This is a genomic window from Limnohabitans sp. 103DPR2 (assembly GCF_001412575.1).
Taxonomy (GTDB): domain Bacteria; phylum Pseudomonadota; class Gammaproteobacteria; order Burkholderiales; family Burkholderiaceae_C; genus Limnohabitans_A.
The window spans coordinates 2,461,535-2,476,132 of record NZ_CP011834.1 but is presented as its reverse complement, the minus strand read 5'-3'; the positions used below and the strand labels follow the sequence as shown (position 1 = coordinate 2,476,132).

The 14,598-nt window shown below is 52.5% G+C and carries 13 protein-coding genes; 9 read left to right on the top strand and 4 right to left on the bottom strand.

The window, feature by feature from the left end; all coding sequences use genetic code 11:
• The first annotated feature begins 1 nt into the window (after position 1).
• Together acnB and L103DPR2_RS11905 are read left to right on the top strand one after the other, a co-directional pair.
• Entirely contained in the window at positions 2 to 2,593 is a 2,592-nt protein-coding gene (acnB, locus tag L103DPR2_RS11910; protein WP_055361279.1) for a bifunctional aconitate hydratase 2/2-methylisocitrate dehydratase, read from the top strand.
• A gap of 104 nt (positions 2,594 to 2,697) precedes the next feature.
• Positions 2,698 to 3,888 (top strand): FAD-dependent monooxygenase, encoded by a 1,191-nt coding sequence (locus tag L103DPR2_RS11905; RefSeq protein ID WP_055362019.1) that lies wholly within the window; start codon positions 2,698 to 2,700, stop codon positions 3,886 to 3,888.
• Between the two features lie 44 nt (positions 3,889 to 3,932).
• Here L103DPR2_RS11905 and argF read toward each other — a convergent pair whose 3' ends face one another.
• On the bottom strand, positions 3,933 to 4,868 hold the full coding sequence (gene argF / locus L103DPR2_RS11900) for an ornithine carbamoyltransferase (RefSeq protein WP_055361278.1): 936 nt from the start codon (positions 4,866 to 4,868) through the stop codon (positions 3,933 to 3,935).
• A 5-nt stretch (positions 4,869 to 4,873) separates the two neighbouring features.
• Positions 4,874 to 6,070, bottom strand: a complete 1,197-nt coding sequence (locus L103DPR2_RS11895; RefSeq protein ID WP_055361277.1) for an aspartate aminotransferase family protein — start codon at positions 6,068 to 6,070, stop codon at positions 4,874 to 4,876.
• Positions 6,071 to 6,237: 167 nt separating this feature from the next.
• On the opposite strand from L103DPR2_RS11895, the gene L103DPR2_RS11890 reads away from it, so the two are divergent.
• Positions 6,238 to 6,552 carry a DUF3579 domain-containing protein gene (locus tag L103DPR2_RS11890; RefSeq protein WP_055361276.1) on the top strand — a complete coding sequence of 105 codons (315 nt, stop codon included), beginning with the start codon at positions 6,238 to 6,240 and terminating at the stop codon, positions 6,550 to 6,552.
• A gap of 117 nt (positions 6,553 to 6,669) precedes the next feature.
• Here L103DPR2_RS11890 and rpsT read toward each other — a convergent pair whose 3' ends face one another.
• Entirely contained in the window at positions 6,670 to 6,966 is a 297-nt protein-coding gene (rpsT, locus tag L103DPR2_RS11885) for a 30S ribosomal protein S20 (protein ID WP_055361275.1), read from the bottom strand.
• A gap of 117 nt (positions 6,967 to 7,083) precedes the next feature.
• Between rpsT and murJ the strand changes: the two genes are divergently transcribed.
• Both murJ and L103DPR2_RS11875 read left to right on the top strand, forming a co-directional pair.
• Complete coding sequence (gene murJ, locus L103DPR2_RS11880) at positions 7,084 to 8,649, top strand: murein biosynthesis integral membrane protein MurJ (RefSeq protein WP_055361274.1); 1,566 nt, start codon at positions 7,084 to 7,086, stop codon at positions 8,647 to 8,649.
• Between the two features lie 15 nt (positions 8,650 to 8,664).
• Positions 8,665 to 9,516 carry a SirB1 family protein gene (locus L103DPR2_RS11875; protein ID WP_055361273.1) on the top strand — a complete coding sequence of 284 codons (852 nt, stop codon included), beginning with the start codon at positions 8,665 to 8,667 and terminating at the stop codon, positions 9,514 to 9,516.
• Positions 9,517 to 9,520: 4 nt separating this feature from the next.
• On the opposite strand, the gene purM is transcribed toward L103DPR2_RS11875, so the two are convergent.
• On the bottom strand, positions 9,521 to 10,552 hold the full coding sequence (gene purM / locus L103DPR2_RS11870; protein WP_055361272.1) for a phosphoribosylformylglycinamidine cyclo-ligase: 1,032 nt from the start codon (positions 10,550 to 10,552) through the stop codon (positions 9,521 to 9,523).
• A 133-nt stretch (positions 10,553 to 10,685) separates the two neighbouring features.
• On the opposite strand from purM, the gene L103DPR2_RS11865 reads away from it, so the two are divergent.
• Genes L103DPR2_RS11865 through pcnB form a run of 4 tightly spaced genes read left to right on the top strand, consistent with a single transcriptional unit; the run spans position 10,686 to position 14,594 of the window.
• Entirely contained in the window at positions 10,686 to 11,762 is a 1,077-nt protein-coding gene (locus L103DPR2_RS11865) for an AI-2E family transporter (RefSeq protein WP_055361271.1), read from the top strand.
• Complete coding sequence (gene hda / locus L103DPR2_RS11860) at positions 11,759 to 12,445, top strand: DnaA regulatory inactivator Hda (RefSeq protein ID WP_055361270.1); 687 nt, start codon at positions 11,759 to 11,761, stop codon at positions 12,443 to 12,445. Before L103DPR2_RS11865 ends, hda begins: the two co-directional genes overlap by 4 nt.
• On the top strand, positions 12,442 to 13,107 hold the full coding sequence (locus L103DPR2_RS11855; RefSeq protein ID WP_055361269.1) for an HAD family hydrolase: 666 nt from the start codon (positions 12,442 to 12,444) through the stop codon (positions 13,105 to 13,107). The genes hda and L103DPR2_RS11855 overlap by 4 nt, the downstream gene beginning before the upstream one ends.
• Entirely contained in the window at positions 13,104 to 14,594 is a 1,491-nt protein-coding gene (gene pcnB / locus L103DPR2_RS11850) for a polynucleotide adenylyltransferase PcnB (protein ID WP_055361268.1), read from the top strand. Before L103DPR2_RS11855 ends, pcnB begins: the two co-directional genes overlap by 4 nt.
• Positions 14,595 to 14,598: the final 4 nt, after the last annotated feature.

Here is a 14,598-nt window from a genome sequence, read left to right as displayed (position 1 = left end):
CATGTTGAAAGCCTACCGTGAACATGCCGCCGAACGCGCAGCGCTGGGTATCCCCCCGCTGCCTTTGGATGCAAAGCAAACCGCAGAATTGATTGATCTGATCAAGAATCCGCCACAAGGTGAAGATGCCTTCTTGTTAGACCTGCTGACACATCGTGTGCCCCCAGGTGTTGACGATGCCGCCAAAGTGAAAGCTTCTTTCTTGTCCGCAGTTGCGCACGGCGATCTGAATGTTGCATTGATCAGCAAAGCCAAGGCGACAGAGTTGTTGGGCACCATGGTGGGTGGCTACAACGTCAAGCCTTTGATCGATTTGCTCGACGACAAAGAAGTGGGCGCTGTAGCTGCAGAAGGTTTGAAGAAAACATTGTTGATGTTTGACTTTTTCCATGACGTTGCAGAAAAATCCAAAGCCGGCAATGCCAACGCCAGCGCTGTGATCAAGAGCTGGGCCGATGCGGAATGGTTTACATCACGTCCTGAAGTTGAGAAGAAAATCACGGTGACAGTTTTCAAGGTGCCTGGTGAAACCAACACCGACGACTTGTCTCCCGCGCCTGATGCATGGAGCCGCCCCGACATTCCATTGCACTACTTGGCCATGTTGAAAAACACACGCCCTGATGCCGCTTTCAAACCAGAAGAAGATGGCAAGCGTGGCCCCATGGCGTTCATTGAAGAACTCAAGAAAAAAGGTCACTTGGTAGCCTACGTGGGTGACGTGGTCGGTACGGGTTCTTCACGCAAATCTGCCACCAACAGCATCATCTGGGGCTTTGGTGAAGACATTCCTTTTGTGCCCAACAAGCGCTTTGGCGGTGTGACTTTGGGCGGCAAAATTGCACCCATTTTCTTCAACACACAAGAAGACTCTGGCGCATTGCCCATTGAAGTTGACGTTTCCAAATTGGAAATGGGCGATGTGATTGATGTCCTGCCCTACGACGGCAAGATCATGAAAAACGGCACTTTGATTGCAGAGTTTGAAGTGCGCAGCGAGATGTTATTTGATGAAGTCCGTGCGGGTGGTCGTATCAATTTGATCATTGGCCGCTCATTGACCGGCAAGGCACGCGAGTTCTTGGGTCTTCCCACTTCAACTTTGTTCCGTTTGCCTAAAGTGCCAGCTTCGACCCAAGCTGGTTTCACCTTGGCTCAAAAAATGGTGGGCCGTGCCTGCGGTTTGCCAGAAGGTCAGGGCGTTCGCCCCGGTACATATTGCGAACCCAAAATGACCACTGTGGGTTCACAAGACACCACAGGTACCATGACGCGTGACGAGTTGAAAGACTTGGCATGCTTGGGTTTCAGTGCTGACATGGTCATGCAATCTTTCTGCCACACAGCGGCTTATCCAAAGCCTGTTGACGTCAAGATGCACCATGAACTGCCTGCTTTCATGAGCAATCGTGGTGGTGTTTCTCTGAAGCCTGGTGACGGTGTGATTCACAGCTGGTTGAACCGTCTGTTGTTGCCCGACACAGTCGGCACGGGTGGCGACTCTCACACACGTTTCCCTATTGGTATTTCTTTCCCTGCAGGTTCTGGCTTGGTGGCTTTCGGTGCCGCTACTGGCGTGATGCCTTTGGACATGCCCGAGTCCATCTTGGTTCGTTTTAAAGGCAAGATGCAGCCTGGCATCACTTTGCGCGACTTGGTTCACGCCATTCCTTATTACGCCATCAAAGCAGGCTTGTTGACCGTTGCCAAGTCTGGCAAGATCAATGAATTCTCTGGCCGCATTTTGGAAATTGAAGGCCTGCCCGATTTGAAAGTGGAGCAAGCCTTTGAATTGTCAGATGCTTCTGCCGAGCGCTCTGCTGCTGGTTGCACCGTCAAGCTCAATCCTGAGCCGGTCAAAGAGTATCTCAACTCCAACATTGTTCTGATGAAGAACATGATTGCGCAAGGCTACAGTGACAAGCGCGCCCTTGAGCGTCGTATCAAGGCGGTCGAGGCCTGGTTGGCCAATCCCAACTTGCTCGAAGCCGATGCCAATGCGGAGTACGCTCACGTGCTCGAAATTGACATGGACCAGCTCAAAGAACCCGTCATGTGCTGCCCTAACGATCCTGATGATGCCAAGTTGTTGTCAGAAGTTGCGGGCACCAAGATTGACGAAGTTTTCATCGGCTCTTGCATGACCAACATTGGCCACTTCCGTGCTGCATCCAAGCTGCTTGAAGGTCGTCGTGACATTCCAGTGAAGTTGTGGGTTGCACCCCCAACCAAAATGGATGCCGCCGAATTGACCAAAGAAGGCCACTACGGTGTGTTCGGTGCTGCTGGTGCGCGCACAGAAATGCCAGGCTGCTCCTTGTGCATGGGCAACCAAGCTCAGGTGCGCGAAGGTGCGACGGTTGTTTCTACATCCACGCGCAACTTCCCCAACCGTTTGGGTAAAAACACCAACGTCTACTTGGGTTCTGCCGAAGTGGCTGCCATCAGCTCCAAGCTGGGCCGCATTCCAACGGTAGAAGAGTACCAAGCCAGCATGACTGAAATCAACAAAGACGGAAGTCAGATCTACAAGTACATGAACTTCGACAAGATCGAAGAGTACGCAGAAGTGGCCAAAGGTGTTGCTGCTTAATCCAAGCTTTTCAGCTTAGACCCAAAGCCCAAAAGATGTCAGTCTTTTGGGCTTTTTTGATGGCGCGCATGTTGGGCTGAAAACTTCACTGCAAAATGGACCTTGTGAAAAATTCAATACTCATTGTCGGCGGCGGTATCGGTGGCATGGCGGCCGCTTTGGCTTGTGCGCAGCAAGGTGCACAGCCACACGTCGTCGAGCGTGCCCAAGTTTTCAGTGAAGTGGGTGCGGGTATTCAGATGGGGCCCAATGTCACCCGAACCTTGTTCGCGTGGGGATTGGAAAAGTCCTTACAAGAAGTGGTTTTCTCGCCCCATCGTTTGCATGTGCGGGATGCCCATTCAGGCGCTTCCTTGGGTGTCCTGCGTTTGGGTCAAAGAAGTCTTGAGACTTATGGTGCGCCTTACTTCACGGTACATCGTGCAGACCTGCATCAAGTATTGTTGAATCATGTGCTTCGTTCTGGCACATGCCAATTAAGTCTCAACACCCCAATCGATTTGATTCGTGAGGAGACTGACCACCTCTCTGTCAGTGGCCGCGGCCTTCCAGATGGGCGCTTTGAACATGTCACGGCAGAGGCCGTTATAGGCGCGGATGGGCTTTGGAGTGCCACACGTCAATATGTTGTGCCCCAAACCTCGCCTCGCGTCACGGGATTGATAGCCTACCGTGCACTTTTGCCTATGCAAGCCTTGCCTGAAAGTTTGCGAACACAAGATGTCACGGTGTGGGTGGGGCCTCAGGTTCACGCAGTGCTTTATCCCGTCAGGCGTGGAGAATTTTTGAACTTGGTGGTCATTGTGCGGGCCCGTTCGCCAGAGTCACTTGAAGATTGGGATCACGCAGCCAACAAGCGAGATCTTGACTTGGCCATGGACTTTGCGCATGCCGATTTGAAAAAGATTTTGGAAACTGTGTCGGCTTGGCGCATGTGGCCCTTGTGCGATCGACCGCCCGTTGCGGGCTTTCATGAAATGGCCAAAGGCCGAATTGCTTTATTGGGCGATGCGGCGCATCCTATGCGTCCGTTTTTGGCGCAGGGTGCAGGCATGGCCATTGAGGATGCAGCGCAACTGGCCTCTTGTTGGGCAAGAAGCGATTTAAGTGTCGCCGAGCGCTGGCAGTTGTATGCGCAAGCCCGGTGGGCTCGAAATGCCAGGGTTCAACAAAGATCGATTCGAAACGGTGAGATCTTTCACATGCAAGGGCCGTTGCGCTGGGGCAGAAACATCGCCATGCGCATGATGGGGGAGTCCTTGATGGATTTGCCCTGGCTTTATGCGGGCCCCTGAATCAGCCTTGGTCACGGCTAATTCGTTGCTAAATCCACCGCGCTTTAAACTTGGCCCAAAAGTAAAAACTCCATCAGCGCTTTTTGCGCATGCATTCTGTTTTCTGCTTCGTCCCACACGACGGATTGGGGGCCATCAATGACCTCCGCACTGACTTCTTCGCCGCGGTGTGCAGGCAAGCAGTGCATGAACAAGGCATCTGGCTTGGCAACCTTCATCATGTCTTCGTCCACACACCAGTCGGCAAAGGCTTTTTTGCGCGCTTCGTTTTCGGCTTCGTAGCCCATGCTGGTCCAGACATCGGTGGTCACCAAGTCCGCACCTTCGCAGGCTTGCATAGGATCTTTGAAGAACTGTGTGCTGGCGGCGCTTCTGACGCCAACCACCGACGGGTCGACCTCATAACCGCTGGGGGTGCTGAGGTTTACTTTAAAGCCAAGCAAGTCGGCCGCTTGAAGCCAAGTGTTGGCCATGTTGTTGCCATCGCCTACCCACGCGACTGTTTTACCTTGGATGGATCCGCGGTGTTCAATGTAGGTAAAGATGTCTGCCAAGATTTGGCAAGGATGGAACTCATTGGTCAAGCCATTGATCACAGGCACACGTGAGTGTGCTGCAAACTTTTCAATCTTGTCTTGGCCATACGTGCGAATCATCACCAGGTCAACCATGCGGCTGATCACGCGCGCACTGTCTTCAATGGGCTCTGCGCGGCCCAATTGGCTGTCGCCCGTGGTGAGGTGAACCACAGATCCACCCAGTTGGTACATGCCGGCTTCAAAGCTCACACGAGTGCGCGTGGATGCTTTCTCAAAAATCATGGCCAAGGTGCGGTCTGTCAGTGGCTGGTATTTTTCGTAGGCTTTGAACTTGGCTTTGATGAAAGCAGCCCGCTTGAACAGATGCGCGTACTCATCGGCGGTGAGATCGGTGAATTGCAAATAATGCCGAAGTGGCAATGCCTGAGCATTTGTGGCCATTGAAATTACTCCGCTAGAAATGTTTTGATCAAAGGCAACAAAATGTCAGCAACCTGATCTGCTTCGGCTTGCGTCATGATGAGCGGTGGCACCATGCGAATGACGCTGTCTGCGGTGACACTGATCAGCAATCCAGCATCGGCCGCGCGTTGTGTCAAAGCGCCGCAAGCTTTGTCGAGTTCAATGCCCAACATCAGGCCTTGGCCGCGAATTTCTTTGACGCCTTTGACACCCGCCAAGCCTTGCTCAAGGCGCGCTTTGAGATGAGCACCTACATGTGCTGCGTTCTCAAGCAAACCGTCTTTTTCCATGATGCGAATGGTTTCAACACCCGCGCGCATGGCCAATGGATTGCCGCCGAAGGTGGTGCCATGACTTCCAGGTTGGAAAATGTTGGCGGCTTTAGGGCCCGCCACCACGGCTGCGATGGGCATGCCAGAGCCCAAGCCTTTGGCCAGTGGCATCACGTCGGCTTTGATGCCTGCCCATTGATGCGCAAACCATTTGCCTGTGCGGCCCATACCGCATTGAACTTCGTCAATCATCATGAGCCAATCTTTTTCGTCACACAGTGCGCGTACATCGCGCAGGTAGTCCATGTGCATGGGATTGACACCGCCTTCACCTTGAATGGTTTCAAAGAACACAGCCACGACATTGGGGTTGTTGGCGGTGGCTTTTTTCAAGGCTTCTATGTTGTTCACTGGCACACGAATGAAGCCTTCAACCAAAGGTCCAAAGCCTTGTTGAATCTTGGTGTTGCCAGTGGCGCTGAGTGTGGCAATGCTGCGACCATGAAAGGCTTTTTCGTAAACCACGATCTCGGGTTTCTCGATGCCTTTGTCGTGCCCGAACTTGCGTGCCAACTTGATGGCGGCTTCATTGGCTTCTAAGCCTGTGCAGCAAAAAAAGACATTGGTCATGCCAGACAACTCAACCAGTTTGGCGGCCAACTTTTCTTGGTTGGGCACATGGTAGTAGTTGCAACTGTGGATGATCTTGCTCACTTGATCCTGCAGGGCAGGGACCAACTCTGGATGGTTGTGGCCCAAGGTGTTCACCGCAATGCCGCCTAGCGCGTCCAAATATTCTTTGCCATTGACATCCCACAATCGGCAACCTTGACCATGGCTCATTGCGATGGGCAATCGGCCGTAGGTGTTCATGGTGTGCGGCGAAGTGGCTTCAATGAAAGCAGACATGCTGAGAACTCCTCTGAAAAGAAATCGGCCCAACGAAGAGGGCCGCTGAGATGAGATTTTAGAGCCAGAAATAAAGCTTTAAGTCTTATATAAGATACAATAGTTGTGCAATGCAACATTGAGGCGATCCCTGATGTCTGCCCGTCAAATTACCTAACCTCTGATCGATGGTTTCCAATAACGCCAAAGAAGTACTGATTCAAGGAGTGACCTTGGACGGCCGCACATTCAGACCGAGCGATTGGGCTGAGCGTTTGGCTGGCGTGATGGGGCAATTTCGGCCTGGAGGCGCTACACCTGGCAGCCACTTGAGTTACTCGCCATGGTGCATTCCCCAGACCTTGGGTGGCATCAAATGCGTTGTGGTCCACACCGATTTAAGAGACTATGAGCCCATGGCCTGGGACTTCCTCATGAACTTTGCCAAAGACAACAATTTGCAAGTTTCTGAGGCCTGCCTGCTTCCTGATCATCCCCGCTGAGTCGTCAAACGCCCACAAAAAAGCCGTCCTAAGACGGCTTTTTGCTTTTTCTTTGCTGACAGCGCACCCGTTTCAAACGGCGGCACCCTGGTGGGCGCCGGGCTGATGATCAATTGATCAGGCGAGGGCCAAGGCTTTCACCTTGGTTGACAAGCGGCTCTTATCGCGAGCTGCTTTGTTTTTGTGGAAGATGCCTTTGTCAGCAATCGTGTCCACAACGGCTTGCATTTTGGCAAACAGTTCAGTAGCTTTGGTTTTGTCACCAGCCAGAACAGCTTTTTCAACGTTCTTCACGGCGGTGCGGTATTTAGATCGCAGTGAGGTGTTCGCTGCGTTCAGTTTCACGTCTTGACGTGCGCGTTTACGGCCTGATGCCAGGCGGGGGTTCTTTTTCTTGGGTTTTCCAGAAGCCATTTTATTTATCCTAGTTGTCTGAGGATGTTGTCAGCAAAGCCGGCTATTGTAACAGGCTAAATCCCGCCAAGTCGAGTCCCCCTGACAGCCAACCCAATCAGTCGCTACACTCTCGCCGTGAGCCTTCTTAAATCAGCTTCTACTGTCTCTCTTTGGACCCTGGCCTCCCGCATTACGGGATTGGTCCGAGAGCTATTGATCGCCTCCGTTTTTGGGGCCAGTGCGCTCACCGATGCCTTTAATGTGGCCTTTCGTATTCCTAATTTGTTTCGGCGCTTCTTTGCTGAAGGTGCTTTCAGTCAAGCTTTTGTCCCTGTATTGGCAGCTAGCAAGGCTCAAAATGGTGAAGCAGCCACACGACAAGCGATCGACCATGTGGCCACCTTGCTGGCTTGGTCTTTGTTGCTCTTGAGCTTGTTGGGTGTAGCCATTGCACCATTTTTGGTGTGGGCCATGGCCAGTGGCTTGCAACAACAACCCGATTCCTATGCGGCGGCTGTGCTCATGACGCGTTGGATGTTCCCCTACATTGCGTTCATGTCCTTGGTCGCCTTGTCGGCAGGCATTTTGAACACTTGGAAACGCTTTGCGGTGCCCGCTGCAACGCCTGTGTTGTTGAATGTGGCCATGATTGGTGCGGCTTGGCTCTTGGCCCCCTGGTTCAAAAGTCAGGGCATTCAACCGGTTTATGCCTTGCCTGTTGGTGTGATGTTGGGTGGTTTGTTGCAACTGGCCATTCAAATTCCGGCACTTGCAAATTTGGGATTGCTGCCGCGTATCGGTGTGACTTGGCGAGCCATTCAACAAGCCTTGAACGATCCAGCTACACGCCAAATTACAAGCTTGATGTTGCCGGCATTGTTAGGCGTGGGGGTGGCTCAAATATCACTGCTCATCAACACACAGATTGCTTCTCACTTGGCGCCAGGCAGTGTCAGTTGGTTGACGTATGCCGATCGCTTGATGGAATTTCCAACGGCCATTTTGGGTGTAGCCTTGGGTGCTGTTTTGATGCCGCAGTTGGCTGCCGCAAGGGCCAAAGGTGATCAGCTTGAATACGCTGCCATGTTGGATTGGGGATTGCGCTTGGTTGTGTTGTTGGCCTTGCCTTGTGCAGCTGCATTGCTCACTTTCTCGCAAGCTTTGGTGTCCGTGCTGTATCACTACGGCGCATTCACCGACCACGATGTGAAGCAAACGACGATGGCGCTGACGGGCTATGGTGTTGGCTTGATAGGACTTGTGGCCATCAAAGTTCTGGCGCCGGGCTACTACGCCAGCCAGGACATTAAAACGCCGGTCAAAATTGCGGTGCTTGTTTTGTGCTTTACGCAAGCCTTGAATTTTGTGTTGGTTCCTTATTTAGCCCATGCAGGCTTGGCGCTGTCCATCGGTTTGGGTGCTTTGTTGAATGCAATGTGGCTTCTGGTGGGGCTGATTCGAAAAGGCAGCTACAAACCCTTGCCGGGGTGGGGCTGGTTTAGCGCCAAAGTCGCGCTTGCTACCTTGTTGTTAACTGGTTTTTTGATTGTGGCTTCAACCCAATTTGATTGGCTGGGTGGCCGTCAACAAGTGTTAGTGCGACTGGCTGCGATGGCCCTTGTTTTGATCACTTCAGCCCTTCTTTATTTTGGGTGCTTGCGTTTGTGTGGTTTGCGTTTGAAATCCTTTGTTCGTCGCTAAAAAGATGCTTGCACTATGAATTTACAAGCCACCACAGTGACCCCATTGACCTACTTCCAAAGTTTGGTGGCAGCGGACCAGAACTTTCCATTGCTAGAGTCTGCGGCGGCTATTGCGCAGGATGAAGAGCCTGCGTTGGACGTGCAAGAGGTCTTGGCCACTTGTGATGCTTTGTTGGTGCGGCTAAAGCGGCGATTGAAGCGCGAAGCAGAGCCCCTTCAGAAGTTGACGGTGTTGAACCAGTTTTTCTACAACGAACTGGGTTTCGGTGGCAACGCCAACAACTTTTATGCCCCCGAGAACAGTTACCTGAATGAGGTTTTCAGGACGCGTCGCGGCATTCCGATTTCGATTGCGGTCATTTGGTTGGAGTTGGCGCAGGCACTCGACTTGCAGGCTGAAGGCGTCTCTTTCCCGGGGCATTTCTTGGTCAAAGTCACTTTGCCTGAGGGCTTGGTTGTGATGGATCCCTTGACGGGTGATTCCTTGGGTTTGGAGCGCTTGGCAGAGAGACTGGCACCATATCGTCAGCGGGTTGACCTTGCGGATGACGTGGAAGACAGTGACACGCCACTTGGCTTGTATCTGCAGCCAGCCATGCCCCGTGACATCTTGACGCGCATGCTGCGCAATTTGAAAGAAATTTTCTCTAGCCAATCTGATTGGCAGCGCTTGAAGTGCGTCTTGGACCGGTTGATCGTCCTCAATCCCGATGCCATTTATGAGCGACGCGATCGCGGGCTGGCTTTGATGTCCTTGGGCTTGAATGCTGAGGCTCGCGATGACTTGCAGGCTTATGTGAGCCAGGCGACCGATGCCAGTGACGTCGACATCATTCGTTTCCGACTGGCATCCATCGATTCCTAAAAAATTACTTGACGGTCACTTGTGCACCATCAGCCTGCGCAGCAATAACACCAATTTCATAAACTTTTTCGCCAGCTTGGCGCAAAGTGTCTGCACAAGCTGCAGCATTCGCTGCATCGATGACAACGACCATGCCAATCCCGTTGTTAAAGGTGCGGTTCATTTCGATGTCGTCAATGCCTGCCGTGTTTTGAAGCCATGCAAATAATTCGGATTGAGGCCAGCTGCCCTTGACCAAATGCGCCGCAGTGCCTTCGGGCAAAACACGGGGAATGTTTTCCAACAAACCACCACCCGTGATGTGAGCCAAAGCTTTGATGGGGTGTTGTGCCAAGGCGCTCAAGACTGTTTTAACGTACAAACGTGTGGGCGCCATGATGGCTTGCTTGAAATCTTGACCATCGAGTTGGGCGGGCAATTGCGCGCCAGCCCGCTCAATGCATTTGCGAACCAAGCTGAAACCATTGGAATGCACGCCATTGGAGCCCAAGCCCAATACGATGTCGCCTGGTTTGACATCTCGTCCGGTAAGAATTTTTGATTTTTCAACAGCGCCTACTGCAAATCCGGCCAAATCGTATTCGCCTGCGGGGTACATGCCTGGCATTTCGGCCGTTTCACCGCCAATCAGAGCGCAACCGGACATTTCGCAGCCATTGGCAATGCCGCCCACCACGGCAGCTGCTGTGTCCACATCCAGCTTGCCGCATGCAAAGTAGTCCAAAAAGAACAGCGGCTCTGCCCCTTGAACCAAGACATCGTTGACGCTCATCGCGACAAGGTCGATGCCCACGGTGTCGTGCATGTTCCACTCAAATGCCAGTTTGAGTTTGGTACCCACACCGTCAGTGCCAGAGACCAAAACAGGCTCTTTGTAACGTTTGGGCACTTCAAACAAGGCGCCAAACCCACCAATGCCTGCTAAAACACCTTCGCGCATGGTCTTTTTGGCCAGAGGCTTGATGCGTTCGACCAAGGCGTCACCCGCGACGATGTCGACGCCAGCGTCTTTGTAGGAAAGGGGAGTTGAGCTCATGTGAAATATGGGGAAAATGTGGGGAAGAGGGCGAGGGGAGACTAAAATCTAAGCATATTTTAAGGGGCAGTGCTGCTTGCATCTGCCAATGCCGTCAGCTTCTTTTGATTTTCTTTAACCACGAATTGCCAACATGCCCATCCATATCGCCAACAAACGCCTGACTTTAGGGGTGGGCGTCGCTGTTGTGGTGGCCTTGATGCTGTGGGTCTTGGGACCTGTCTTGGTTCCCTTTGCAGTCGCGGGGGTGCTGGCATACGCCCTGCATCCAGCCGTGCTTCGAATGCACAAAGCCGCCCCTTGGTTGCCTCATGTTTTGTGTGTGATGTTGATTGAGTTGTTGGCGCTGCTGGCGGCGATGGGTGTTCTGTTTTTGTTGGTGCCCATTTTGACCCGCGAAATTCCATTGCTTCAGCAGCAATTGCCAACCCTGTTAGACCGATTGGCAGCCTTCTTGAATGCACTGCTGGACAAGTACGGCTGGCGATTGACTTTGGATGTGGCCTCCATCAAGGCACAACTGCTCACCTATTTGAGTGCCAACCGAGGCGATTGGATGGAGCCGTTGGTGGCCTCACTCAAACTGGGTGGCAGCTTTGCCCTGGCGGTCTTGGGTAATTTAATTTTGATTCCAGTGGTTCTTTTTTACCTGCTCAAGGACTGGGACCGTTGGGTCTCGCAAGTCGTTTTGTGGGTGCCCCTTCACTGGCGCCCTGCCTATGACAGTTTCATGCGTGAATGCGATGAAGTCTTAGGTCAGTATTTGCATGGACAAATTTTGGTCATGCTGGCTTTGTCAGTTTTCTACGCCGTCGGCCTGTATGCCTTCGGATTGGATTTGGCATTGCCCATTGGTGTCTTCACGGGTTTGGCCGTTTGCGTGCCTTACTTGGGCTTTGGGCTTGGCCTTATCTTGGCCTTGTTTGCTGGATTTTTACAATTTGCATCCCTCAAGGCTTTGTTGATGGTGGCGGTGGTGTTTGGTGCGGGGCAGTTGCTTGAAAGCTTTTGGCTCACACCCAAGTGGGTCGGTGAACGCATTGGCTTACATCCCTTGGCTGTCATATTTGCTTTGTTGGCATTGGGTCAATTGTTTGGCTTTGTGGGCGTGCTGGTGGCATTGCCAGCCAGTGCGGTGATTTTGGTGGCACTGCGCAGAGTGCGTGATCAATATTTTGAGAGCACCATTTACCAAGGTCCTGACGCATGAAGCAAATGGCCTTAGACATAGGCTTGCAAACAGCGCCCAGCTTGGACAGTTTTTTTGCAGGACCCAATGCCGCAGCACTGCAACATCTCAAACTCTGGACAGCTGGTCAAATGCCCAGTCCCGTCCCTACTTACCTTTGGGGGGAGAGTGGCTCAGGCAAAACGCATCTGCTCAAGGGGGTCTATGCGGCGCTCAAAGATCAAGGATTTTCTGTGGGCTGGCTGGATGCCTCAACCGAAGCGCATCTGAGTTTTGATGCATCTTGGGTTGCTGTGTTGATGGACGATGTGCATCTGTTCAATTTAGAGCAACAGGCCATGGGGTTTAATTGGTTTGTGAATGCACTCACGCCCAAGTCAGGTCAGCCGCGTTGGGTATTGGCGGCCGGCACATTGCCACCTGCAGACCTCAAGTTGCGTGATGATTTACGTTCTCGCTTGGGTTGGGGGCATGTTTATGCACTGCAGGTCTTAAGTGACAACGAGCGACGTGCAGTGTTGCGTCAAGAGGCAGACTCGCGAGGTTTGTTTTTGAGTGATGAGGTGATGTCTTACATGCTCACACGATTTTCACGCGACTTGAGCAGCTTGATGACTTTGCTCAATCACTTGGATCAATTTGCTTTACAAACGCAAAGGGCCATCACCATTCCGCTGATCAAATCCATGTTGGAGAGCACATGAAGTTGACCCTGTTTGATCTCGACAACACTTTGTTGCCAATTGACTCCGATTACGCGTGGGGTGAATTCAGTCAGCACATTGCTTGGACTGATCCAGTCTCTTTCAAAGCACGCAATGATCAGTTTTACGCAGACTATCAATCGGGTGTGTTGGACATTCATGAGTACGTGCGATTTGCAACGGATGCGGTGCGCCTGAAGGGGGCTGAGCAAGCGGAAATCGCGCATCGGCAATTCATGCGCGAAATTATCCTGCCTGCTGTGAAGCCCTCTGCAATCGAATTGGTGAAACAACATCAAGCGGCAGGTGATCATGTCATGATCGTCACTGCCACCAATGAATTCGTCACGCGACCCATTGCCACTGCTTTTGGTGTGTCTGAATTGATTGCTGTTGAATTGGCGCGCGACGCGCAAGGCTGGATCACGGGCGAGATTTCGGGTACGCCGTCATTCAAAGAAGGCAAGGTCACTCGAGTTGCACAATGGTTGGCGGCACGAAATCTGAAGTGGTCAGATGTGCACATTACCTTTTATTCGGATTCAATCAACGATTTGCCACTTCTAGAAATGGCACAAACACCCGTTGCGACCAATCCAGATGCGCGTTTGCGCCAACTTGCGACCGATCGAGGCTGGCGCACACTTCAACTTTTCTCATGATCAAAAAATTCATTCAAAAAATATTAGGCCAGCCCAAAGGCGGGCGAGGCGCTGTTGATTTTGGCAAGCGCGTCGAAATTCCTGCATCCGTTCATGGCATTAATCCAGCCCTGGTTGACGAGCGCGCTCTGAATGTGGTCAGAACTTTGCAAGATGCAGGCTATGAAGCTTATGTGGTGGGTGGCGCGGTGCGCGATTTGCTTTTAGGACTTCGCCCCAAAGACTTTGATGTGGCGACCGATGCCACGCCAGAAGAAGTGAAAAGCTTGTTTCGCCGAGCATTCATCATCGGACGACGCTTTCGCATTGTGCATGTGGTGTACGGTCGTGGCCGCGAGCATGAAGTGATTGAAGTGTCTACCTTCAGGGCCCATTTGGACAACCGCGCAGCAGAGCAGGTCAAGGGTAATGAAAAAACCAGCAAATCTGAACTTGCAGGTATGACGCACGCTGTCGATTCAAGCGGCCGGGTGCTGCGCGACAACGTTTGGGGCCCCCAAGACGAAGATGCAACACGTCGGGACTTCACGGTGAATGCCATGTACTACGACCCGGAGTCTCAGTATTTGGTTGACTACCACGGCGGTATGCAGGATGCCAAAAAGAAAGTCTTGCGCATGATTGGCGATCCCGTTGCACGTTATCGCGAAGATCCTGTGCGCATCATTCGTGCGGTGCGGTTTGCAGCAAAGCTCAGCCCCTTGGGTTTCAAGTTCGAGAGCAAAACTGCCAAGCCCTTGGCGACCATGCTGAACTTGCTGGCCGATGTACCGCAAAGCAGGTTGTTTGACGAGATGCTGAAGTTGCTTCAAACGGGCCATGCTTTGGCCTCTGTGGCGCAATTGCAATCCTTGGGTTTGCACAAAGGCATTTATCCTTTGTTGGATGTGGTGGTTGAGCGTGCTGATACGCCTTTTGTGAAAGCGGCATTGGCCGACACAGATCGCCGTGTAGGTGAAGAAAAACCCGTGGCGCCCAGCTTTTTGCTAGCATGTGTTTTATGGACCGATGTCAAGGCGGGTTGGGATCAGCGTGTTGCCAAACGCATTCCGCCATTTCCAGCCCTGCAAGAAGCCATCGATGAAGTCTTTGATGCGCGCATCGGTGACGTCTCGGGACGCGGTAAATTGGCGGCTGACATGCGCGAAATTTGGATGATGCAGCCCCGCTTTGAAAAACGCATTGGCAGTACGCCATTCAGTTTGGTAGAGCAGCCCCGATTCCGCGCTGGCTTCGACTTTTTACGTTTACGCGCTGAAGTGGCGGATGTCGATTTGACGTTGGCCGATTGGTGGCAAGAATTCAGCATGGCAGACGATGCCGCTCGCGAGGACTTGATGCAACAGGCGAAGTCTGAAAAGGGCAACGTTCCTGCTTCGGGAATTGGCAAAACACGACGTGCGCCGCGTCGCCGAAAGCCAGTGGCGAAAAATGCTTCGGGTGCATCCGGTAACGCCGAGCCAGGACAATCGCCGTCGGGTGAGTAAGGCG

Bases quoted from the DNA above. Each gene is read 5' to 3' on its own strand.
- L103DPR2_RS11875 (WP_055361273.1), top strand. From the start codon at position 8,665: ATGAATTTACAAGCCACCACAGTGACCCCATTGACCTACTTCCAAAGT.
- L103DPR2_RS11890 (WP_055361276.1), top strand. From the start codon at position 6,238: ATGGTTTCCAATAACGCCAAAGAAGTACTGATTCAAGGAGTGACCTTG.
- L103DPR2_RS11895 (WP_055361277.1), bottom strand. From the start codon at position 6,070: ATGTCTGCTTTCATTGAAGCCACTTCGCCGCACACCATGAACACCTAC.
- L103DPR2_RS11865 (WP_055361271.1), top strand. From the start codon at position 10,686: ATGCCCATCCATATCGCCAACAAACGCCTGACTTTAGGGGTGGGCGTC.
- pcnB (WP_055361268.1), top strand. From the start codon at position 13,104: ATGATCAAAAAATTCATTCAAAAAATATTAGGCCAGCCCAAAGGCGGG.
- hda (WP_055361270.1), top strand. From the start codon at position 11,759: ATGAAGCAAATGGCCTTAGACATAGGCTTGCAAACAGCGCCCAGCTTG.
- argF (WP_055361278.1), bottom strand. From the start codon at position 4,868: ATGGCCACAAATGCTCAGGCATTGCCACTTCGGCATTATTTGCAATTC.
- rpsT (WP_055361275.1), bottom strand. From the start codon at position 6,966: ATGGCTTCTGGAAAACCCAAGAAAAAGAACCCCCGCCTGGCATCAGGC.
- L103DPR2_RS11855 (WP_055361269.1), top strand. From the start codon at position 12,442: ATGAAGTTGACCCTGTTTGATCTCGACAACACTTTGTTGCCAATTGAC.
- purM (WP_055361272.1), bottom strand. From the start codon at position 10,552: ATGAGCTCAACTCCCCTTTCCTACAAAGACGCTGGCGTCGACATCGTC.
- acnB (WP_055361279.1), top strand. From the start codon at position 2: ATGTTGAAAGCCTACCGTGAACATGCCGCCGAACGCGCAGCGCTGGGT.